At 68.0% G+C, this 20,161-nt stretch carries 16 protein-coding genes and 1 tRNA gene; 7 read left to right on the top strand and 10 right to left on the bottom strand.

Annotated elements, in window-relative coordinates:
- Window positions 1-141 precede the first annotated feature (141 nt).
- Genes tal through LZ017_RS07965 form a run of 3 tightly spaced genes read left to right on the top strand, consistent with a single transcriptional unit; the run spans window position 142 to window position 3,358 of the window.
- On the top strand, window positions 142-1,089 hold the full coding sequence (gene tal, locus LZ017_RS07955) for a transaldolase (protein WP_241396062.1): 948 nt from the start codon (window positions 142-144) through the stop codon (window positions 1,087-1,089).
- Window positions 1,089-2,735 (top strand): glucose-6-phosphate isomerase, encoded by a 1,647-nt coding sequence (gene pgi / locus LZ017_RS07960; RefSeq protein ID WP_241396063.1) that lies wholly within the window; start codon window positions 1,089-1,091, stop codon window positions 2,733-2,735. The genes tal and pgi overlap by 1 nt, the downstream gene beginning before the upstream one ends.
- Window positions 2,732-3,358, top strand: a complete 627-nt coding sequence (locus tag LZ017_RS07965; RefSeq protein ID WP_241396064.1) for an HAD family hydrolase — start codon at window positions 2,732-2,734, stop codon at window positions 3,356-3,358. Before pgi ends, LZ017_RS07965 begins: the two co-directional genes overlap by 4 nt.
- On the opposite strand, the gene LZ017_RS07970 is transcribed toward LZ017_RS07965, so the two are convergent.
- The 10 genes from LZ017_RS07970 to LZ017_RS08015 form a co-directional block, all read right to left on the bottom strand.
- A complete protein-coding gene (locus tag LZ017_RS07970; RefSeq protein WP_241396065.1) occupies window positions 3,355-3,552 on the bottom strand; it encodes a DNA gyrase inhibitor YacG in 198 nt (65 codons plus the stop codon). The genes LZ017_RS07965 and LZ017_RS07970 overlap by 4 nt on opposite strands.
- Entirely contained in the window at window positions 3,552-4,307 is a 756-nt protein-coding gene (gene zapD / locus LZ017_RS07975; RefSeq protein WP_241396109.1) for a cell division protein ZapD, read from the bottom strand. The genes LZ017_RS07970 and zapD overlap by 1 nt, the downstream gene beginning before the upstream one ends.
- A 70-nt stretch (window positions 4,308-4,377) precedes the next feature.
- Entirely contained in the window at window positions 4,378-4,995 is a 618-nt protein-coding gene (gene coaE / locus LZ017_RS07980) for a dephospho-CoA kinase (RefSeq protein WP_241396066.1), read from the bottom strand.
- Between the two features lie 19 nt (window positions 4,996-5,014).
- Complete coding sequence (locus LZ017_RS07985) at window positions 5,015-5,944, bottom strand: A24 family peptidase (RefSeq protein WP_241396067.1); 930 nt, start codon at window positions 5,942-5,944, stop codon at window positions 5,015-5,017.
- A gap of 6 nt (window positions 5,945-5,950) precedes the next feature.
- The gene (locus LZ017_RS07990) at window positions 5,951-7,189 is read right to left on the bottom strand and encodes a type II secretion system F family protein (RefSeq protein ID WP_241396068.1); all 1,239 of its coding nucleotides are present in this window, start codon (window positions 7,187-7,189) and stop codon (window positions 5,951-5,953) included.
- Window positions 7,190-7,226: 37 nt separating this feature from the next.
- Entirely contained in the window at window positions 7,227-8,948 is a 1,722-nt protein-coding gene (gene pilB / locus LZ017_RS07995) for a type IV-A pilus assembly ATPase PilB (RefSeq protein ID WP_241396069.1), read from the bottom strand.
- Window positions 8,949-9,176: 228 nt separating this feature from the next.
- Complete coding sequence (locus tag LZ017_RS08000) at window positions 9,177-11,744, bottom strand: hypothetical protein (RefSeq protein ID WP_241396070.1); 2,568 nt, start codon at window positions 11,742-11,744, stop codon at window positions 9,177-9,179.
- Between the two features lie 114 nt (window positions 11,745-11,858).
- Window positions 11,859-15,458, bottom strand: coding sequence for an AAA family ATPase (locus tag LZ017_RS08005; protein ID WP_241396071.1), 3,600 nt, complete (start codon window positions 15,456-15,458; stop codon window positions 11,859-11,861).
- A gap of 208 nt (window positions 15,459-15,666) precedes the next feature.
- Window positions 15,667-15,743, bottom strand: a tRNA-Pro gene (locus LZ017_RS08010).
- 28 nt (window positions 15,744-15,771) lie between these two features.
- On the bottom strand, window positions 15,772-16,701 hold the full coding sequence (locus LZ017_RS08015; RefSeq protein ID WP_241396072.1) for a polyprenyl synthetase family protein: 930 nt from the start codon (window positions 16,699-16,701) through the stop codon (window positions 15,772-15,774).
- 402 nt (window positions 16,702-17,103) lie between these two features.
- Here LZ017_RS08015 and rplU point away from each other — a divergent pair, with 402 nt between their 5' ends.
- The 4 genes from rplU to proB all read left to right on the top strand — a co-directional run bounded on the left by rplU (window position 17,104) and on the right by proB (window position 20,138).
- Complete coding sequence (rplU, locus tag LZ017_RS08020; RefSeq protein WP_241396073.1) at window positions 17,104-17,415, top strand: 50S ribosomal protein L21; 312 nt, start codon at window positions 17,104-17,106, stop codon at window positions 17,413-17,415.
- A 38-nt stretch (window positions 17,416-17,453) separates the two neighbouring features.
- A complete protein-coding gene (gene rpmA, locus LZ017_RS08025) occupies window positions 17,454-17,711 on the top strand; it encodes a 50S ribosomal protein L27 (protein WP_241396074.1) in 258 nt (85 codons plus the stop codon).
- Window positions 17,712-17,871: 160 nt separating this feature from the next.
- The gene (gene cgtA / locus LZ017_RS08030; RefSeq protein WP_241396075.1) at window positions 17,872-19,017 is read left to right on the top strand and encodes an Obg family GTPase CgtA; all 1,146 of its coding nucleotides are present in this window, start codon (window positions 17,872-17,874) and stop codon (window positions 19,015-19,017) included.
- A complete protein-coding gene (gene proB / locus LZ017_RS08035) occupies window positions 19,017-20,138 on the top strand; it encodes a glutamate 5-kinase (protein ID WP_241396076.1) in 1,122 nt (373 codons plus the stop codon). Before cgtA ends, proB begins: the two co-directional genes overlap by 1 nt.
- Window positions 20,139-20,161: the final 23 nt, after the last annotated feature.

The following is a 20,161-nucleotide window of genomic DNA, read 5'->3' on the forward strand; positions in this document are numbered from 1 at the left end:
AGAAGTTGTTAGCGGAATGCCGCTGTACTGTTGATGTAACGAAGTTACCGGATTTATGATGCATGAGTTTCTTTTTCCGGTCAATCCGAGCGGCCCCAGCGGTTCTAATACGGGCCTGCTTTCCACCCTCGGGTCGCCCTCATGAACCAGCTCGAACAACTCAAGGCTTTCACCACCGTCGTCGCCGATACCGGCAACTTCCTGCAACTGGCGCAGTTCACGCCGCGTGACGCGACGACCAATCCCTCGCTGATCCTGAAGGCGGTGCAGTCGGCCGACTATGCGCCGCTGCTGAAGGACTGCGTGGCCGCGCACAAGGGCCAGCCGCTGGACCAGGTCGTCGATCAGGTGCTGGTGCGCTTCGGCCTGGAGATCCTGAAAGTGGTGCCGGGCCGCGTGTCCACCGAGGTCGACGCGCGCCTGAGCTTTGACAAGGCGGCCACGCTGGCGCGGGCGCGCCGCCTGATCGCGATGTACGAGGCCGCGGGCATTCCGCGCGAACGCGTGCTGATCAAGATCGCCTCCACCTGGGAAGGCATTCAGGCCGCGCGCGAGTTGGAGCAGGAGGGCATCCACTGCAACCTCACGCTGCTGTTCTCCTTCTGCCAGGCGGTGGCCTGCGGCGAAGCCGGTATCCAGCTGATCTCGCCCTTTGTCGGTCGCATCTATGACTGGTTCAAGAAAGCGGCCGGCACGGCCTGGGACGAAGCCGCGAACGCGGGCGTCAACGACCCGGGCGTGAAGTCCGTGACCGCGATCTACCAGTACTTCAAGAAGCATGGCATCCGCACCGAGGTGATGGGGGCGAGCTTCCGCAACATCGGTCAGATCCAGGCGCTGGCGGGTTGCGATCTGCTGACCATCAGCCCCGACCTGCTGGCCCAGCTGCAGGCGGAGAACGCCCCGCTGCAACGCCGCCTCGATGCCGATGCGGCGCGGGCGCTGGACTTGCCCAAGGTTTCGCTCAACGAGGCGGACTTCCGCTTCGCCCTCAACCAGGACGCCATGGCCACCGAAAAATTGGCCGAAGGCATCCGCCTGTTTGCCGTCGACGCCGGCAAGCTGGACCAGATGATCACCAGCCTCTGATGAACCTGTTCCCGCGCTGCGACCGCAGCCCCGCCTGGGCCGCGCTGCAAGACCACTTCCGTTTGGAGGGCCGCCAGTTCGATCTGCGCGAGGCCTTTGCGCGCGAGCCGCGGCGCTTTGAGGACTGGTCGTTGCAGGCGCCCGAGGTGTTGGCCGACCTGTCCAAGAACCGCATCTCCACGGCCACCCTGCAGCTGCTGCTGCAGCTGGCCCGGGACTGCGGCCTGGAGGCGCAGCGCGAGGCCATGTTCCAGGGCGAGGCGATCAACCACACCGAGGGTCGCGCGGTGCTGCACACCGCGCTGCGCGCGCCGCAGGGCCAGGCGCCGCATGGTGACGAGGTGCAGGCGTCGCTGCAGCGCATGCTCGCGTTCGCCGAGTCGGTGCGCGCGGACGATCGCGGGTTCAGCGATGTGGTGCACATCGGCATTGGCGGCTCCGACCTTGGGCCGGCCATGGTGGTGCAAGCGCTGCAGTCCTGCGTGAAGCCGGGGCTGAGGCTGCACTTTGTCTCGAATGTCGATGGCCACGACCTGGCCGGCGTGCTGCGGGACCTCAAGCCCGCCAGCACGCTGTTCATCGTCGCGTCCAAGACCTTCACGACGCAGGAGACGCTGGCCAATGCCCGGGCCGCCAAGGCCTGGTTTCTGCAGCAGGGCGGGAGCGACATCGCGCGTCACTTTGCCGCGACGACCAGCAACGCCCAGGCCGCGGCGGAGTTCGGCATCACCACCACCTTCGGCTTCTGGGATTGGGTGGGCGGGCGCTATTCGCTGTGGTCGGTGATCGGCCTGCCGATCGCGATCGCGATCGGCGCCGCGGGCTTCCGCGAGCTGCTCGCCGGTGCGCATGCGATGGACGGGCATTTCCGCGGCGCGCCGCTGGCGCGCAACCTGCCGGTGCTGCTGGGGCTGCTGGATCTCTGGTACCGCAATTTCCATGGCTTTGGCAGCCGCTCGATCGCCCCTTACCATCAGGGCCTGCGCCGCCTGCCAGCCTATCTGCAGCAGCTGGAAATGGAAAGCAATGGCAAGCGCGTGGACCGCGAGGGTCAGGTCTTGCCTTATGCGACCAGCCCGGTGGTCTGGGGCGAGGCGGGCACCAACGGTCAGCATGCCTACTTCCAGATGCTGCATCAGGGCACGGACGTCATTCCGGTCGAGTTCATCGCGGTGCGCCAACCCGATTTCGGCGCCCATGTGCAGGGCGCGCTGCGCGAGTGCCTGCAGGATCAGCACACCAAGCTGCTGGCGAACTGCCTGGCCCAGTCGCAGGCGCTGATGCAGGGCAAGACCGAGGCCGAGGCGCTGGGAGAAACCGCGCCGACCGCCTCCAGGACGCTGGCGACGCAGGCGCTGGCCCGCCATCGCAGCTTCCCCGGCAACCGGCCCAGCACCACCTTGTTGCTGGAGCGGCTCTCGCCGCGCAGCCTGGGGGCGCTGGTGGCGCTGTACGAGCACCGTGTGTTCGTCAGCGGCGCGCTGTGGGGCATCAACAGCTTCGACCAATGGGGTGTGGAGCTGGGCAAGGCCTTGTGCAACCGCCTGCTGCCGCGCTTCGCCAGCGGCGACGGCGGGGGGCTGGACGGCTCGACAGCGGGGCTTCTGGCGCATCTGCGCGGCCCGGGGCCGGAGGTCTCGGCATGAACATCGTCTTCGACTTCGGCGGCGTGCTGTTCCGCTGGCATCCGCCCAGCTTCCTTGCGCGTGTCTGGCCGCACCGCGTTGCCGACGAGGCGGCGGGGCAGCAGGCCGCGGCGCAGTTCTTCCAGGCCTACAGCGGTGACTGGGGCGCCTTCGACCAGGGCCTGGCGGATGCACCCACCACCGCGCGCCGCATCGCCGAACGCACCGGCTGGCCCTTGGCCGAGGTGGAGCAGGTGATGGCCGAGGTGCCGGACGAGCTGGCGCCCATCGCCGGCACGGTGGCGCTGATTGAGGCGCTGAAGGCGGCCGGCCACCGGCTCTTCTACCTGTCCAACATGCCCGAGCCCTATGCCGACCACCTGGAGCGCAGCCATCCGCTGCAGCACTGGTTCGAGAGCGGCGTGTTCTCCGGCCGGGTGAAGCTCTCCAAGCCTTCGGCCGCGGTCTTCGAGCTGGCGCTGGCGCGTTTCGGCGTGCCGGCCGGCGAATGCCTGTTCCTGGACGACCATCCCGCCAACGTCGACGCTGCGCGCCGACAGGGCTGGCAGGCCCTGCTGTTCACCACGCCGGAGCAGGCCTGGGCGCAGCTGCGCGAGCGTGGGTTGCTGGCGGCGCCGGCTTAATCCGCCGGGGCGTCGTCCTCGTCCGCGCTGCTGGGTGCGGCGGGCACCCGGAACGACTCATTGGCCCAGGCGCCCAGGTCGATCTGTCGGCAGCGTTCGCTGCAGAACGGGCGCCAGGGATTGCTGGGGGCGAACACGCTGTCGCCGCCGCAGGTGGGGCAGGGCACGACGCGCTGCTGGGCGGGAGCTGTCATCAGGCGCAGAGGGTGAGTTCGAAGCTGGCGTCCTGGGCGGCCGGCTTGAGCCGGCCTTCCTCGTCCTGGCGCATCAGCCGTATCGAGACCATCAGCCGGTGCCCCGAGATCTCGGGAATCAGGCCCAGGCTGGGATCGATGCGCATGCGCAGCAGCTGAAAGCTGCGCCCCTGTGGCAGGCTCTGCTGGTACTGGCCCGCCTGGGCCGCCACCTTGTGCGGCGAGCCGCTGTCGCGCAGCAGGCTCAGCAGCACGCTGAGCCCTTCGGCCAGCGGCATCAGGGTCTGGGTCCATTGGACCAGGTCGTTGCGGCGCTTGGCGGGCAGCAGCTGCTGCCAGTTGTAGTAGGCGGGCAGGTCGAACTCGCAGGTGCCGCCGGGGATGGAGATGCGGCTGCGTATGCTCATCAGCCAGTCGTTGGCGGTCAGCGCCTGGCCGGCCTTGCCGGGCAGGGCATTGAGCTGCTGGAAGGCGTGGTCGATGCGCGTCACCACCTCGTCCAGCGCGGCCTCGGAGATCGCCGGATTACCGCGGTAGCTGTTGAGCTGGCTGCGATGGCGGTCCAGGTCCTTGAGCAGGTCAGACTTGAGGTCGGCCCGCGAGGCCACGTCCATGATTTCGAAGATGGTGGCCAGCGCGAAGTGGTGGTCCAGCGCCGACTCGCGCGCCATCAGCTGGCCCAGGCGGTCGAACAGATGCTCCAGCCTGAGCATCGTGCGTATGCTCTCGTTGAACGGGTATTCGTACAGGACCAATTCGGCCATCCCTGCGATCAGGTTCGTGGCGCGGGATTGCGCACCTGCCCATTGTTCCACAGCGGGCGGGTCATGCAGCCCTCGCGTCGGCTTGCCAGGCGCTCACCAGCTGGCGGACCTGGGCCTGCAAGGCGTCGAGGCTCAGGGCCTCGTTGTGGATCACCGCGTCGGCGATGGCGCGGCGCGCGCGCCGGCTGGCTTGCTGTGCGATCACGGCCTGCACCGCGGCTTCGGTCCAGCCGGAGCGCTGCATCACGCGGCGCACCTGGGTCGCCTCGTCGCAATCCACCACCAGCACGCGGTCGACGCGGCGGCGCCAACGCTCGCCAGCCTCGGTCAGCAGGGGCACGTCGAAGACCACCAGCCGTCCGGGCGCGGCTTCTTCGGCCTGTGCCGCCTGAGTCCAGGCCTGCGCCAGGATCATGGGGTGGAGGATGTCCTCCAGCTGCTTCTTGGCCGCGGAGTTGCGGAAGACCTCGGCGCGCATGCGATTGCGATCCATGGCGCCATCGGCGTCCATCATCGCATCGCCGAATTGGGCGCGGATCTGCGGGAGGGCCGCGCCGCCCGGTTCGGTCAGCGCGCGCGCCAGCGCATCGGTGTCGATCAGCGCGGCGCCGGCTTGCGCCAGCGCGCGCGCGACCGTGCTCTTGCCGCTGCCAATGCCGCCGGTGAGTCCGATGCGCATGGGGCGTCGGTGCGGCGGCTCAGGCCCAGCCCAGCCAACCGAGCACGCGCGGCGCCCCGGCGAACAGCACGACCAGCCCGCCGCCGACCAGGAAGGGGCCGAAGGGCACGTAGCGGCCCTCGCGCAGGCTGGCGCGCAACTTCATCGCGATGCCGACGATGGCGCCCAGCACCGACGCGATCAGCACGATGGGCAGGATCATGGGCCAGCCCAGCCAGGCGCCCAGCGCGGCGAGCAGCTTGAAGTCGCCCTGGCCCATGCCCTCCTTGCCGGTGAGCAGCTTGAAGCCCCAGTACACCGACCACAGCGACAGATAGCCCAGCAGCGCGCCGGCCAGCGCGCTGCCCAGCGGCACGGTCCAGCCGATCCAGGCGGCGGCCAGGCCAGCCCACAGCAGCGGCTGTGTGATGGCGTCGGGCAGCAGCGTGGTGTCCCAATCGATGCCGGCCAGTGCGACCAGCGCGGCGGCGAAGCCACACCACAGCAACACGACCGGTTGCGGGCCGAAATGCCAGGCCAACGCGGCGAACAGGGCGCCGGTCAGCAGCTCGATCAGCGGGTAGCGCTTGGCGATGGGCGCGCTGCAGGCCGAGCAGCGGCCGCGCAGGCGCAGCCAGCCCAGCAGCGGCAGGTTTTCATGCCAGCGCAGCGCATGGCCGCAGTGCGGGCAGCGCGACGGCGGCATGGCCAGCCCTAGCCTGGGCCGGGCACCCAGCGCGGCCTCCAGCATCTGGCCGGTCGCCTGCGCCTGCTGAGCCTGCGCGTCGGACAGCCCGGCGTGGGCGCGCAGGTCCTCCGCTTGCGTGAGCTGGGCGGCGCAATCGGCGATCCACTGGCGCTGCATCATGGCGGGCAGGCGATAGATCACCACGTTCAGAAAGCTGCCGATGCACAGGCCAAACACACCCAGCACGGCCGGCGACAGCAGCCAATCAAGATCCTGACCCATGTTGTCTCAAACCACCTGACCGAGCTTGAAGATGGGCAGGTACATCGCGACCACGATGCCGCCGATGACCACGCCCAGGAACACGATGATGAACGGCTCCATCAGGCTGGACAGGGCCTTGACGGCTTCGTCGACCTCGTCCTCGTAGAACTCCGCGGCCTTGCCCAGCATGTGGTCCAGCGAACCGGATTCCTCGCCGATGCTGGACATCTGCAGCACCATGGTGGGGAAGATGCCCGTGGTCTGCATCGAGGTGGTCAGCGCCGCGCCGGTGGAGACGTCGCGCTGGATCTTCTCGGTGGCCTCGACGAAGACCGCGTTGCCCGACGCTCCGCCCACCGAGTCCAGCGCCTCGACCAGCGGCACGCCGGCCGCGAACATCGTCGACAGCGTGCGCGTCCAGCGCGCGACCGCGGCCTTGTAGATCAGGTCGCCGAACACGGGGATCTTCAGCAGCATCCGATCCATGGACTTCTGCATCTTCTCCGAGCGCTTCCAGCTCTGAAAGAAGAAGTACAGCCCGCCGCCCAGCCCGCCGAAGATCAGCCACCAGTATTGGACGAAGAACTCCGAGATCGCGATCACCACCAGCGTGGGTGCCGGCAGATCGGCGCCGAAGGACTTGAACACGTCCTTGAAGGCCGGCACCACGAAGATCATGATGATCGCGGTGACGACGAAGGCCACCACCATCACGGCGATGGGGTAGGTCAGGGCCGACTTGATCTTGTTCTTCAGCGCGACGGTCTTTTCCTGGTAGATCGCCAGGCGGTCCAGCAGGGCTTCCAGGATGCCGCCCGCCTCACCCGCCTCGACCAGGTTGCAGTACAGCGCGTCGAAGTACATCGGGTGCTTGCGGAAGGCGGCGGACAGGCTGGTGCCGGTTTCCACGTCCTGGCGGATGTCGGTCAGCAGCTTGGTCAGGCGCGGGTTGGGACTGCCCCGCGCCACGATGTCGAAGGCCTGCAGCAGGGGCACGCCGGCACGCATCATCGTCGCCAGCTGGCGCGTGAACACGGCGATGTCCTTCTGTTTGATGGACTTGCCGCCGCTGGTGCGACGCTTCTTGACCTTGGTGACCAGAATGCCCTGGCGCCGCAGCGTGGCGCTGACCATGGCTTCGCCGCCGGCTCGGATCTCGCCTTTGGCGATCTTGCCGTTGCGGTCCTTGCCTTCCCACTCGTAGACGTACTCCTTGACGCCCTTGTTGGCGTTTCTGCTGCTGCTCGCACTCGCCGTCGCCATACTTGCTCCTCGCTGCGCGGGACCGCGCAACTGCCTGTTATTCGTTGGTTGCCGCCAGCACTTCCTCCAGGGTGGTCACCCCGGCGCGGACCTTGACCAGTCCGGACTGGCGCAGATCTCGCACGCCTTCGGCGCGGGCCTGCTCGGCGATGTCCATCGCCGTGCCTTCGGAAAGGATGATGCGCTGAATTGCCTCGGAGATCGGCATCACTTGGTAAAGACCGACACGTCCCCGATAACCATTGTTGCAATTTGAGCAACCTACGGCACGGTAGGGGCGCCAGCTGCCATCCAGCTCGGTCTCGGCAAAGCCAGCGCGCAACAGCGCGTCGCGCGGATAGTCGGCGGGGGCCTTGCAGTTTTCGCACAGGCGCCGAGCCAGACGCTGCGCTGTGATCAGCAGCACGCTGGACGCGATGTTGAACGGCGCCACGCCCATGTTCAGCAGCCGGGTCAGTGTGGTCGGCGCGTCGTTGGTGTGCAGCGTGGACATCACCATGTGGCCAGTCTGCGCGGCCTTGATCGCGATGTCCGCGGTTTCGAGGTCGCGGATTTCGCCCACCATGATCACGTCGGGATCCTGGCGCAGAAAGGCCTTCAGCGCGGCGGCGAAGGTCAGCCCGGCCTTGTCGTTGACGTTGACCTGGTTGATGCCCGGCAGGTTGATTTCCGCCGGATCTTCGACGGTGGAGATGTTGGTGCCAGGCTGATTGAGGATGTTCAGGCAGGTGTACAGCGAGACCGTCTTGCCCGAGCCGGTGGGGCCGGTGACCAGGATCATGCCGTAGGGCCGATGGATCGCGTGCAGCAGGCGTTCTTTCTCGATCTTCTCGTAGCCCAGCGCCTCGATGCCCAGCTGGGCCGACGAGGGGTCGAGGATACGGATGACGATCTTTTCGCCGAACAGCGTGGGCAGCGTGGAGACGCGGAAGTCGATGGCCTTGCTGCCGAACTTCAGCTTCATGCGGCCGTCTTGCGGCACGCGCCGCTCGGCGATGTCCAGCCGCGAAATCACCTTGATGCGCGAAGACAGCTTGTCCTTGATCGCGATGGGCGGCTGGGTGATCTCGCGCAGCTCGCCGTCGACGCGGAAGCGCACCCGGTAATGGAACTCGTAGGGCTCGAAGTGCAGGTCGGAGGCGCGCATGTTGATCGCGTCCACCAGCATCTTCTGCAGGAAGCGCACCACCGGGGCGTCCTCGACCTCGGCGATGTCGGCCGTTTCCTGCGGGGTGGCCGGCTCATCGTCGGCGATGTCGAAATCGAAGTCGCCGCCGGCCAGCGAGTCCAGCGCCTCGGCCGCGCTGGCGCCGGTCGCATTGAGCAGCTTGGCGAGCTTGTCGTGTTCGACGATGACCCATTCCGGCGTGAGCTGGGTCGTGAACTTCACGCGCTCGATCACGTCCGGCTCGGTGGGGTCGGCGCCGCCGATGAAGAGCCGGTTGCCACGCCGCGCCAGCGCCACCACGCCGTACTGCTGCGCCAGCTTGGGGTCGATGATGTTCTGCGGCAGCTTGTGCGGATCGATGGCGTTGAGGTCCAGCAGCGGCAGGGCCAGCGCCACCGACAGGGTGTGGGCCAGATCGCTGGGTGTCACGGCACCGGCGGCCATCACCGCATTGACGAAGCTGACGCGCTTCTCGCGCGCCTGCTTCACCAGATCCTCGGCGGCCTTGGCCGGCAGCTTGCCGGCATGAACCAGGACGCGGGCCACGCCGGAGAGGGCGGACTGGGGCGGATCGATCAGGGTGCTATCCACGGGCGGGCAGGATCCTCGGTACAAGTCGGCCCGCGGCCATCCATGCCGCAGGCGCGCCTGGCGCACGAGGGGAGGATGCGTCCCAACCTCGCGTTCCAATGACGCTCATTGGCATGGACTGTATACGAGCCGGACGGACGGGCGGCGACCGAAGTCGCCGGAAGAAACCCCGCATTTCGCCCCTTGGGCGGAGCCCGCGCCCATGGCAGGGCTCCGGTCCGCGCCTCTTTACTGAACCGGCAGGATGATCACCATGCCGGACCCGCCGTTGGTGGGCTGGGTCTTGGTCGCCAGCACCAGCCCGTTTCCGCCGCTCCCTGGCGCTCCAGCGCCGGCGCCTTGGGCGCCGACGCCGCCGGCCCCGGCCGAACTGCCCAGGCCCAGGGCCGGCGCGGCGAACGAGGCGGTGCCGCCGCTGCCCGGCGTGGCGAATATGAGATCGCCGTTGTCGCTGCTGTAGATGTGGGGTGAGCCGGCCTTGCCCCCTCTTGCCGTGAGGACGGTGAGGCCCTGGTAAACGACCAGGGAGTCCCCCCCGTCGCCAGACGCGGGCGGGGGGTAGCTGACCGGTACCCTCACGCCAGGGATGCTGGCGACCCCGGGACTGCCTGCCGCGACGGTCAGTACGCTGCCAGGGGTCACGCTGAGGTAGACCCGCTGGTAGGCGCCGGCCCCTCCGCCTCCGCCATTGTTGGCCCCGTAGTAGGCCTCATCGACTTGCGCACATAGGGATACCGAGGGGCGGCAATTGAAGGCATTGCTTCCTCCGCCGCCACCGCCCCAGGCCTCGATCAGCACGGCATGGATGCCCGCGGGCACGGTGTAGCTTCCGGAGGAGGTGAAGAGCGCGGCGCCCGGCCCGGCAGGGCCTGTCGGTCCTGTCGGTCCTGTCGGTCCGGCCGATCCGTTTGTCCCATTGCAGACAAAGCTGGAGGACTGTATTTCGGCTGCATCGAGAATGCCGTTGGCGTTGCTGTCCAGGCCCACGCTGATGCGCTGGCCGCCGTTGCTGCAGTTGGCGCCGGCAAGCTCGGGCGTCACCAGCATGCGTGCGGTCAACCCGGAGGGACCGGTGGGCCCCGCAGGCCCTGTCGGGCCGGACGCGCCGTTGCAGATGTAGCTGGAGGACTGGATCTCGGCTGCATCGAGAACGCCATTGGCGTTGGCATCCAGCCCCACGCTGACCCGCTGGCCGCCGTTGACGCAGTTGGCGCCTGGGAGCTCGGGTGTCATCAGCATGCGGGCCGTGAGGCCCGAAGGCCCGGCCGCTCCGTTGCAGAGATAACTGGAGGACTGGATCTCCGCGGAGTCCAACACGCCGTTGGCATTGCTGTCCAGCCCCACGCTGACACGCTGCCCGCCCGTGGCGCAATTGGCGCCGGGCGGCTCGGCCATCATCAGCATGCGGGTGTTGAGGCCGGAGGGGCCCGTCGGTCCTGTGGGGCCTGTGGGGCCTGCCGTGCCGTTGCAGGCGTACTGGACATTGGCGACCTCGCTGGCGCTCAGCACGCCATCGCGATTGGCGTCGACACCTGCCGAGATCTTGCTTCCGCCGGCGCTGCAATGCGGGCCGGCCGGCTCCGCCTGCACATCGACCAGGCTGGCCAGGCCGTTGCCTCCGGGCGCACCGTTGCACAGATAGCGGGTGGCGCTGACCTCGTCGGCATCCAACACCTGGTTGCGGTTGCGATCCAGCCCCAGCGTGACCTTGTTGCCGCCGACCGCGCAGTTCGTCCCGGCCGGCTCGACCACGAGGGCGAACAGGCTGTTCAGACCCGATTCGCCGGGGCTGCCATTCGAACCATTCGAACCGTTCGTGCCGTTGCAGACATAGCCGGTCGATTCGATCTCGTCGCCATCCAGCATGCCGTTGCCATTGCGGTCCGGTCCTGCGCTGATGCGTTGTCCGCCAGCGGGGCAATGGCTGCCCGGTGGCTCGGTCGTCTGCAAGATGCGCGTGCTCAGGCCCGGAGCCCCGGTGGGGCCGGTCGGGCCGGCGGTGCCGGAGCACACGTACTGGACCGCGGCGATCTCGTCGCTGTCCAGCACCTGGTTGCGATTGCGGTCCTCGCCCGCGGTGATCTTGCTGCCACCGGCGACGCAGCGCTCTCCGGCTGGCTCTGCCACGACATGGACCAGGCTGGCCGCGCCGGCCGGTCCCGTCACGCTGCACAGGTAATGGGTGGCCGCGATTTCCGACGCGTCGAGCCGGCCGTCGCCATTGCGATCTTCTCCTGTGCTGACCTTGCTGCCGCCTTGAGCGCAATAGGTGCTGGCCGGTTCGGCCTGCAGCGCCATGAGGCGCGCGGGGCGGGCGGCGGCGGGCTTGGCCTCGCACACATGGGAGACCGCGCTGATCTCGGCACCGTCCAGCACGCCGTTGCCGTTGGCATCCAGCCCCGCCTGCACCCGGGTGCCGCCCTGCGCGCAGCGCGCGCCGGCTGGCTCGATGGCCAAGGCCACCAGTGTGGGCCGGGCCGCCGTGTCACTGCGGCAGACATACTGGGTGTTGCGGATCTCCGCGCTGTCCAGCACGCCGTTCTGGTTGAGGTCGGCGCCGGATTCGATCCGCGTGCCTCCCAGCGCGCAGCGGGCGCCGGCCGCTTCGGGCTGCAGATTCACCAGTGGTGACAGCGCCAAGGGTGTGCCGGGCGCGTTCTGCGGCTCCGGGGTCCCGCCGCCATCGCCGCATGCTGCCAGCAGCGCGCCCAGCGCCATTGCCAGCGCGCCTTGTCCGAGACGCCGCTCCATCGTCGACGGCTTCTTCACGCCCGTCGTCCGCTTGTACTCCTTCATCCGTCGCCTTCCTCTGCCGGTCTTGGGCGCAGGACTCTAAGAAAGCAACGTAAGCAGGTCGTGAGAGTGGGATCGGCGGAGGACGAAGGGGCGCCGCCGAATCGGGGACGCCGCTCAGCCGCCCTGCGTCAGTCCGTGGATCTGCGCCAGTCGGTCCAGACGTCGCAGCAGTCCGGCCGCGTGCTGGTCATGCGCCAGCGCGCGAGCCTCGGCGCTCAGCGCCGCGGCTTGCTGCGCCTGCCCTTGGCGGGCCAGGCCGATGGCCTGCAGCAGCAGGACCTCGGCCTGGCAGTAAAGGTCTTGGGACTGTTCCAGATGGCGCCGCGTGTGGGCCACCGTGTCGGCCAGCTCCTCGTGGAGGTCCAGTTGCAGCAGGATGGATGTGACCACCCAGTTGGCCGTGGTGCTGCCGGCCTGGTAGGCCTGGCGGAAAGTCTGGGCCGCCTGCTGCACGGCGCCCACATCGCTCAGCCGATCCTCCCGGGCGTCGCACCACAGCACGAACAGCCCATGGATGCCTTGCCACAGCGGGAAACCGAAGCGGCGCGCCAGGCCCAACCCCTCCTCGGCGTGTCGACGCGCGGCCCGCGCGTCGTCGTCGGACCAGTGCATTGCCGCGACGAAGGCGAGCACGAAGCACAGCGCGTGGGGCTGGCCGCCCTGGCGTGCCAGGGCAAGACCCTGCCGTGCCGCGACCTGGGCTTGGGCCATGTCGCCGAGGAACCAGCAGGTCCAGACCTGGAAGGCGCGGATCAGCACACCCAAGTCGTCGCTCCAGTAGCGGGTGCGTTCCTCGGCCGGCAAGGCCTCGGCCAGCGCCGCACCTTCCTGCTGGTAGGCCAGCGCCTCCTTGAACTCGCCATGCCAGAACAATGAGTTGCCCAGCGCGAAGCAGACCATCAGCCGCTTGGTGGGCGAGTCGGCGAGCCGCTCCAGGCGTCGGCCTATCGCCAACCCCTCCGTGCTTTTCTGCGAACTGCCACCCATGTACAGGCCGCTCAGGGCCCGGAACAGATCTTCGTCGTCCTCGGGGCGCCCGTTGGCCTTGATCTCCTTGGCGATGGACTCGAACAGCGCATAGCCGAGTGCGGATCCGTAGCCCTGGCTGAGCAGCGAGGCGTGGGCGACCGCGAACTGCAACGCGCGGATCAGCGCCGGCTCGTCGGCTGCATGCCATTCGGCCAGCGCCAGCGCGCGTTGCAGGCTGCGCAGCGCATCGCTGGCGAACTGTCGACCCATGGCCGCCATGCCGGCGCGCTGCCACCAGGCGATCGCCGGGCGCCACTGCTGGGAGGCCTCCAGGTGGGCCGCGACCTCGCCGGGCATGGCCTCGGGCTGCACGGCCAGCCAGCCGGCAAAGCGGGCGTGCACCTGGCGGGCCTGGCCGGACGGCAGGCTGCGGTAGGCTGCATCGCGGATCAGGGCGTGACGGAAGGCGTAGCTCTGTCGGCCCAGCGGCACGATCAGACGGCAATGGCAGGCCAGTTCCAGCACGGGCTGCAGCTCCTGGTGTGGCCACAGCAACGTCAGATGGCTGGCATGGAACTCATTGCCCAGCACGGCGGCCGACTGCAGCACCGGCTTGAACGCACCCATCCGGTCCAGCTCCAGCGTCAGCAGCTCGTCCACCTGGTGGGCGGGCGAGGACTCGCCCGCCAGGCGCCGGCGAACCAGATGCTCGATGAACAGCGGCACGCCGGCGCTGTCTGCCGCGATTTGGCGGTGCGCAGCCTCGTCCAGCTGTCCGTGAGGGTCGCACAGGGTAACCAACTGGCCTGCGGCCCCCTGTGCCAGTGCGCCGAGTTCCAGCAGATGCGGCGGCGTTGCCGCCGCGCCCGCGCCGGCATCCGGCCTTGTGGTGCTCAACAGCAGTAAGCGCTGCTCGGCCAGCAGGCCGGCATAGTGCGACAGCCATTCGCGGGTGGCCAGGTCGGACCAGTGCAGATCGTCCCCCCACAGCAGCACCGGCTGCCGCTGAGCGAGCGCATCGAGGAGGGCGAAGCAGGCCCAGAAGCGCTGGTCGCGGCCTTCCAGCGGGGCGCTGGCGGCCGTGTCTTCGTCGAAAAGAAAGTGCAGCAGGGTGGCGAGCAGTTCCTCGCGGTCGGGCAGGCCGGTGAGCAAGGCGGCGAGGCGCGCCTGGGCGGCGCTCCGGCCCAGCGCTTGTGCATCTGGCGACAAGGCACTCAGCAGCGCCGCGCGCAGCGGCGCCAGCGGGGACGACTGCCGCTCCAGTGCCCCATGCATGCGCAGCACCAGGCCTCCTTGCGCTTCCACCTGCGCAGCGAAGGCTTGCGCCAGCCGGGTCTTGCCCACGCCGGCCTCGCCCTGAACCACCACCCAAGCCGGCCGACCTTCGGTGGCGAACCGCCAGTGGCGTATCAGGATGGCCAGTTCCTTCTCGCGGCCCACCAGCGCGTAGCGGCGTTGCGCGGGCGGATCTTCCTCGCGGGATTCGGGTTGGAGGACAAGGGCGCCCTGCGCGGTGGTGGCGAACATCGCCACCCGGTCGGCCAAGGCCTTGTTGCCCAGCGCCATGCCGGGGCCGGCCTGCTGTGACAGTGCCCGGGCCTCGTCGGGGAGGTCGCCAAACCAGTCCACGCCCTCGGGGCCGGAATGGCAGCCCATCTGCCCCCAGACGAGGCCGACGCGCAGGCGCCCAGGCAGGGCCTTGAGCAGTTCTCGCACGGCCAATGCACAGCGGCGTGCCGCCTGCTCGGGGTGGCCGGCGTCGCCGAAGCCCGCGTGGAATCCTCGTCCGGTGACGGGCCGCACATCGGCGTGCCAGGGTCGCAGCAAGGTGCGCGCGGCCTGCAAGGTGGTCGCGTCCAGCTCGCTCGACGAGGCTGCCGGTGCCGCCACGGTCACGAAACACCAGGCCATGGCGCGCGTTTCGCGCATCAGCGGGGCCTCGGGCCCGCAAGGCTCGGATTCCAGCGGCACCGTGCTGCGCGGTTCGACCAAGGTGCGTAAACGCGGCGAGACCCGCAGGCCTAGCTCGCCAAGCAGCTTGCGGTCCAGCTCGACCAGCACCTGCTGGGCACCGCGGCGGTCGCCCACCCGAAGCAGCAGCCGCATCAGTCGCTCGGCGGCGGGTTCGGACAAGGGGTCCTGTTCCCAGAGCAAGCGGGCCGACAGCACGGCCGCGGCCAGTCGGTTGCTGCGTTGCTGGGCTTCGCAGACCTGCAGGCGTAGCGACTGTTGCCAGGACCTGACCTGCAGGCGGCTCGTCTGCAGCCAGCGGAGATAGGCGTCGCCGCTTGCCTGCTCCAGGCCTTCGAGCAGGTCGGCCGACAACGACTGCAGCTGGGGTTCGACCACCTGCGCCAACTCGTCGGCCTGCAGCAGGGCGGGGCTGTCGGCGCTGTCTCGGCTCAGGCGTTCCAGCGCCAGCGTGTCCACCCACAGCAGCGGGTCGGGGTCCAGCCGCACCCGTTCACGCTCGACCTGCAGGCAGGTCCGGCCCAGGTGCTTGCCCAGCACCTGCTGGAGATTGCTCAGGATCTGGCGCAGATTCGTCAGAGCGGCCGTGCTGGCGAGATCGGGCCAAAGCAAGGTGGCCAACTGGCTGCGTGCCTGCCAGGTGGCGGGCGGGAAGCACAGCAGGCCCAGCAGGGCCCAGGCCTTGCGGTAGCGGATCTCTCGCCCCAGGTCCATCTCTCCGCGCATCAGGCGCGGCGCACCCAGCAGATGCAGCCTCAGGGAATCCGGATTCATCGAGCCAGCGCTCATCGATATGCTTTTCCAGCGGTGCGCAAGGGGCGCAGCTTAGCGGCCCGGCCCGCCGTTCCGCACCCGGTGAGACAGGGAGCCGTTCGCAGCGCGAGCAAAACAAAAGGGCTCCTGGATGGAGCCCTTGTTGCTTCCCCGGTGACCCGGGGGTTCTACGAGTCGATGACGCACACCGTTGACTCGCTGACCAATCTGGTCGGGGTGAGAGGATTCGAACCTCCGGCCTCTACGTCCCGAACGTAGCGCTCTACCAGGCTAAGCTACACCCCGATTTCAGTGTTGTCGAACTGCTCTTGGTTCAGAAAGAGCGCTCAACCGACTGAGCCGCAAATTCTAGCAGAAGTTCTCGCCACTTGTTAAGAGGTAGCGACGAAAGATTTTTCTTGGCGGCTTCGATCTCGGTGCGTGCTGCCTCGCGCGTGGCCTCCAGTGCGCCGGTGCGACGCACGATGGCGACGATGTCCGGCAGTCGCTCGACCTCGCCGTGCTCGATGGCGTGGCGGATCAGTTGGCGTTCGTCCTCGCTGCCGCGCTCCATGGCGATCAGCAGGGGAAGGGTGGGCTTGCCTTCGCGCAGGTCGTCGCCGACGTTCTTGCCCAGGGCCTGGCTGTCGCCTTCGTAATCCAGCACGTCGTCGATCAGTTGGAAGGCCGTGCCCAGCGCGCGGCCATAGCCGGCGCAGGCTTCCTCAACCTCGGCCGGAGCGTCCGCCAGCACGGCGCCCAGGCGTGCGCTGGCCTCGAACAGCTTGGCGGTCTTGTAGCGGATCACGCGCAGGTAGCTCTCCACCGTGGCGTCCGGGTCGTGCATGTTCATCAGCTGCAGGACCTCGCCTTCGGCGATCACGTTCGTTGCGTCGGCCAGCACTTCCAGCACGCGCATGCGCTCTACCGAGACCATCATCTGGAAGGCGCGCGAATAGAGAAAGTCGCCCACCAGCACGCTGGCTGCGTTGCCGAACAGTGCATTGGCGGTCTTCTTGCCACGGCGCATCGCGGACTCATCGACCACGTCATCGTGCAGCAGCGTCGCCGTGTGAATGAACTCCACCACGGCCGCCAGCTCGCGGCTTGCGGGGCTGTCGCAGCCCAGAACGTTGGCGAACATCAGCACCAGCTTGGGTCGCATCCGCTTGCCGCCGGCATGGATGATGTAGGCCGAGATCTGGTTGATCAGCGCGACATCAGAACTCAGGCGGCGGGCGATGACGGCGTCGACCTCCTGCATCTGTGTGTTCAGGGCCGCTAGGGCCTCTGCGACCGGATTCGAGGCAGTGGGGGCTTGCACTCTGGGCTCACAAAGAGGGGAAACAGCGATTATAGGAAGCTGCGTCTAGGCTCTCGCCGCTTGGCGGGGCGATTTCTGAGCGGCGCAGCGCAACGGGGGCAGTTCTTGCGCCAGGAGGGAGCGGAGCGGTGGATGGCTTGCGCAAGGGCTAACCCTATGCTAGTATCGCGGGCTCCGCATCTTGGCGGAGTTGTGGTTTGCGTTTTCTTCTTGCTTTGTCGCCGTCTTCGGGTATGTCTTTGTGTCCAGGAGTGCGGTGTATTCGTTGCGGGGCCATGAGCATGGCTCTGCGTGAAGGCTCGGCAGGGATAGTCGCGGACTTGTGTATTTGAAAGGGCTGATATGTACGCGGTCATAAAAACCGGTGGCAAGCAATACAAGGTTGCTGCTGGCGAAAAGATCAAGGTAGAACAGATTGCTGCGGAAGTTGGCCAAGAGATCGTGATCGACCAAGTTCTCGCCGTGGGTAACGGCGCCGAACTGAAGGTTGGCACTCCCTTGGTTGCTGGCGCGAGCGTCAAGGCCACCGTGGTGGCTCATGGCAAGCACGACAAGGTGCGCATCTTCAAGCTGCGTCGTCGCAAGCACTACAAGAAGAGCCAGGGCCATCGCCAGACCTACACCGAGCTGGCGATCAGCGCGGTCAACGGCTGATCGGGTTCCCGCTGAAGCCAACCATCAAGGAGTAATCCATGGCACAGAAAAAAGGCGGCGGCTCGACTCGAAACGGCCGCGATTCCAAGCCCAAGATGCTGGGCGTGAAGGTGTTTGGTGGCCAGGTCGTGTCGGCCGGCTCCATCATCGTGCGCCAGCGTGGCACCAAGTTCCACGCCGGCACCAACGTGGGCATGGGCAAGGACCACACGCTGTTCGCTCTGATCGACGGCCAAGTGTCCTTCACCACCAAGGGCGAGAACAACCGCTCCACCGTCGTCGTCACGCCGGTCTGAGTGTTGTTGCCCTGATCGAGTCCGGCGTGCGGGGTTGCCCCGTGAGTCCGGACCCGTATCCCAAGCCCCGGCATGTCCGGGGCTTTTGTTTTTCTCCGCAGCCGGGGCCCGCCAGGGGCTTGGCTTACGATAGTCCCGGTTCCGGGAGCCAAGGTTCACCATGAAATTCGTAGACGAAGCCACCATCGACGTCGCGGCCGGTAACGGCGGCGCGGGCTGCGCCAGTTTTCGCCGCGAAAAGTTCATTCCCTTCGGCGGCCCGGATGGCGGCGATGGGGGGCGCGGCGGCAGTGTCTATGCGGTGGGTGACCGCAACCTGAACACGCTGATCGACTACCGCTATGCGCGCCGCCATGAGGCGCGCAACGGCGAGGCGGGGCGAGGCTCCGACCAGTTTGGCGCCGCGGCGGACGACATCGTGCTGCGCATGCCGGTCGGCACCATCATCCGCGACCTGGAAACCGACGAGGTCATCGCCGAACTGCTGGAACCGGACGAGAAAGTGCTGATCGCCAAGGGTGGCGATGGCGGCTTCGGCAATCTCCACTTCAAGAGCAGCACCAACCGTGCTCCGCGCCAGAAGACGCCGGGCTGGCCCGGCGAGGTCAAGAAGCTGAAGCTGGAGCTGCGCGTGCTGGCCGACGTCGGCCTGCTGGGTCAGCCCAACGCGGGCAAGTCCACGCTGATTGCCGCAGTCTCCAATGCGCGGCCCAAGATCGCGGACTATCCGTTCACCACGCTGCACCCCAACCTCGGTGTCGTGCGCGTGGCTCCCGAGAAGAGCTTCGTGATCGCGGACATTCCGGGTTTGATCGAAGGCGCGGCGGAAGGTGCCGGCCTGGGCCATCAGTTCCTGCGCCACCTGCAGCGCACCCGCTTGCTGTTGCATGTCGTGGACCTGGCGCCCTTCAATCCCGAGGTCGATCCGGTGGCCGAGGCCAAGGCCATCGTCGCCGAGCTGAAGAAGTACGACCAGGCGCTGCACGACAAGCCGCGCTGGCTGGTGCTGAACAAGCTGGACATGGTGCCCGGGGAGGAGCGCGCGGCGCGTGTCAAGGACTTCGTCAAGCGCTACAAGTGGAAGGGTCCGGTTTTCGAGATCTCGGCGCTGACGCGCGAGGGCTGCGAGCCGTTGATTCGCGCCATCTACGACCATGTGGCCGCCGAGCGCCAGCCGATGCCCGAGGAGCCGGATCCGCGTTTTACGCCGGTGCAGGAAGAGGCGGAGGTCGATCCCCGCTTCGCGCCCATCACCGAGGCGCCGGTCCGCAAGCGCCGCAGCACCAAGAAGCAGGACGACGTGTGATGGCCAGCGCGGCGTTGAAGGAGGCGCGGCGCATCGTCGTCAAGGTGGGCTCCAGCCTGGTCACCAACGAAGGCCGGGGCGTCGACGCCGAAGCCATCGGCAACTGGTGCCGACAGCTTGCCGAGCTGGCCGGGCAGGGGCGCGAGGTCGTGATGGTCTCCAGTGGCGCGATCGCCGAAGGCATGAAGCGCCTGGGCTGGGCCACGCGGCCCAAGGAATTGCATGAGCTGCAGGCCGCCGCCGCGGTGGGCCAGATGGGCCTGGCCCAGATGTACGAGACCAAGCTGCGCGAGCACGGTCTCACCAGCGCCCAGGTGCTGCTGACCCATGCGGACCTGGCCGACCGAGAGCGTTATCTCAATGCGCGCTCCACATTGCTGGCGCTGCTGCAGCACCGCGTGCTGCCGGTGATCAACGAGAACGACACCGTCGTCAACGACGAGATCAAGTTCGGCGACAACGACACCCTGGGCGCCCTGGTGGCCAACCTGGTCGAGGCGGACGCGCTGGTGATCCTGACCGACCAGAAGGGGCTGTATTCGGCCGATCCGCGCAAGGACCCGGAGGCTCGCTTCATCAGCGAGGCGATGGCCGGCACGCCGGAGCTGGAGGCCATGGCCGGCGGGGCCGGCTCCAGCCTGGGGCGAGGCGGCATGATCACCAAGATCCTGGCGGCCAAGCGTGCCGCGGGCAGCGGTGCCTCCACCGTGATCGCCTGGGGGCGCGAGCCCGACGTGCTGCTGCGGCTGGTGCAGGGCGAGGCGATCGGCACCGCGCTGCTGGCGCCCACGGCCAAGCTGGCGGCGCGCAAGCAGTGGATGGTGGACCATCTGCAGCTGCGCGGCTCGGTGCGCGTGGACGCGGGCGCGGCGATCAAGCTGCGCGAGGAAGGCAAGAGCCTGCTGCCCATCGGCGTGCAGGAGGTGCAAGGCGAGTTCCACCGCGGCGACGTCATCGCGGTGCTGGATGCGCAGGGGCAGGAGCTGGCTCGCGGCCTGACCAACTACGCCAGCGGCGAGGCGCGCCTGATCGTCCGCAAGCCTTCGTTCGAGATCGAACGCATTCTTGGCTACGCGGCCGAGCCCGAACTGATCCACCGCGACAACCTCGTGCTGCGCTGAGCGCCCAGGGCGGCGCCCTTCAC

It is taken from the genome of Pelomonas sp. CA6 (assembly GCF_022549225.1).
GTDB lineage: Bacteria > Pseudomonadota > Gammaproteobacteria > Burkholderiales > Burkholderiaceae_C > Roseateles.

Excerpts from the sequence above, each read along its gene's own strand:
- coaE (WP_241396066.1), bottom strand. The coding sequence starts at position 4,995 with ATGCGCATCGGACTCACCGGCGGCATTGGCAGCGGCAAGAGCACGGTC.
- cgtA (WP_241396075.1), top strand. The coding sequence starts at position 17,872 with ATGAAATTCGTAGACGAAGCCACCATCGACGTCGCGGCCGGTAACGGC.
- LZ017_RS08015 (WP_241396072.1), bottom strand. The coding sequence starts at position 16,701 with ATGCAGGAGGTCGACGCCGTCATCGCCCGCCGCCTGAGTTCTGATGTC.
- LZ017_RS07990 (WP_241396068.1), bottom strand. The coding sequence starts at position 7,189 with ATGGCGACGGCGAGTGCGAGCAGCAGCAGAAACGCCAACAAGGGCGTC.
- LZ017_RS07965 (WP_241396064.1), top strand. The coding sequence starts at position 2,732 with ATGAACATCGTCTTCGACTTCGGCGGCGTGCTGTTCCGCTGGCATCCG.
- LZ017_RS07970 (WP_241396065.1), bottom strand. The coding sequence starts at position 3,552 with ATGACAGCTCCCGCCCAGCAGCGCGTCGTGCCCTGCCCCACCTGCGGC.
- proB (WP_241396076.1), top strand. The coding sequence starts at position 19,017 with ATGGCCAGCGCGGCGTTGAAGGAGGCGCGGCGCATCGTCGTCAAGGTG.
- LZ017_RS08000 (WP_241396070.1), bottom strand. The coding sequence starts at position 11,744 with ATGAAGGAGTACAAGCGGACGACGGGCGTGAAGAAGCCGTCGACGATG.
- LZ017_RS08005 (WP_241396071.1), bottom strand. The coding sequence starts at position 15,458 with ATGAATCCGGATTCCCTGAGGCTGCATCTGCTGGGTGCGCCGCGCCTG.
- rplU (WP_241396073.1), top strand. The coding sequence starts at position 17,104 with ATGTACGCGGTCATAAAAACCGGTGGCAAGCAATACAAGGTTGCTGCT.
- LZ017_RS07985 (WP_241396067.1), bottom strand. The coding sequence starts at position 5,944 with ATGGGTCAGGATCTTGATTGGCTGCTGTCGCCGGCCGTGCTGGGTGTG.
- rpmA (WP_241396074.1), top strand. The coding sequence starts at position 17,454 with ATGGCACAGAAAAAAGGCGGCGGCTCGACTCGAAACGGCCGCGATTCC.
- tal (WP_241396062.1), top strand. The coding sequence starts at position 142 with ATGAACCAGCTCGAACAACTCAAGGCTTTCACCACCGTCGTCGCCGAT.
- pgi (WP_241396063.1), top strand. The coding sequence starts at position 1,089 with ATGAACCTGTTCCCGCGCTGCGACCGCAGCCCCGCCTGGGCCGCGCTG.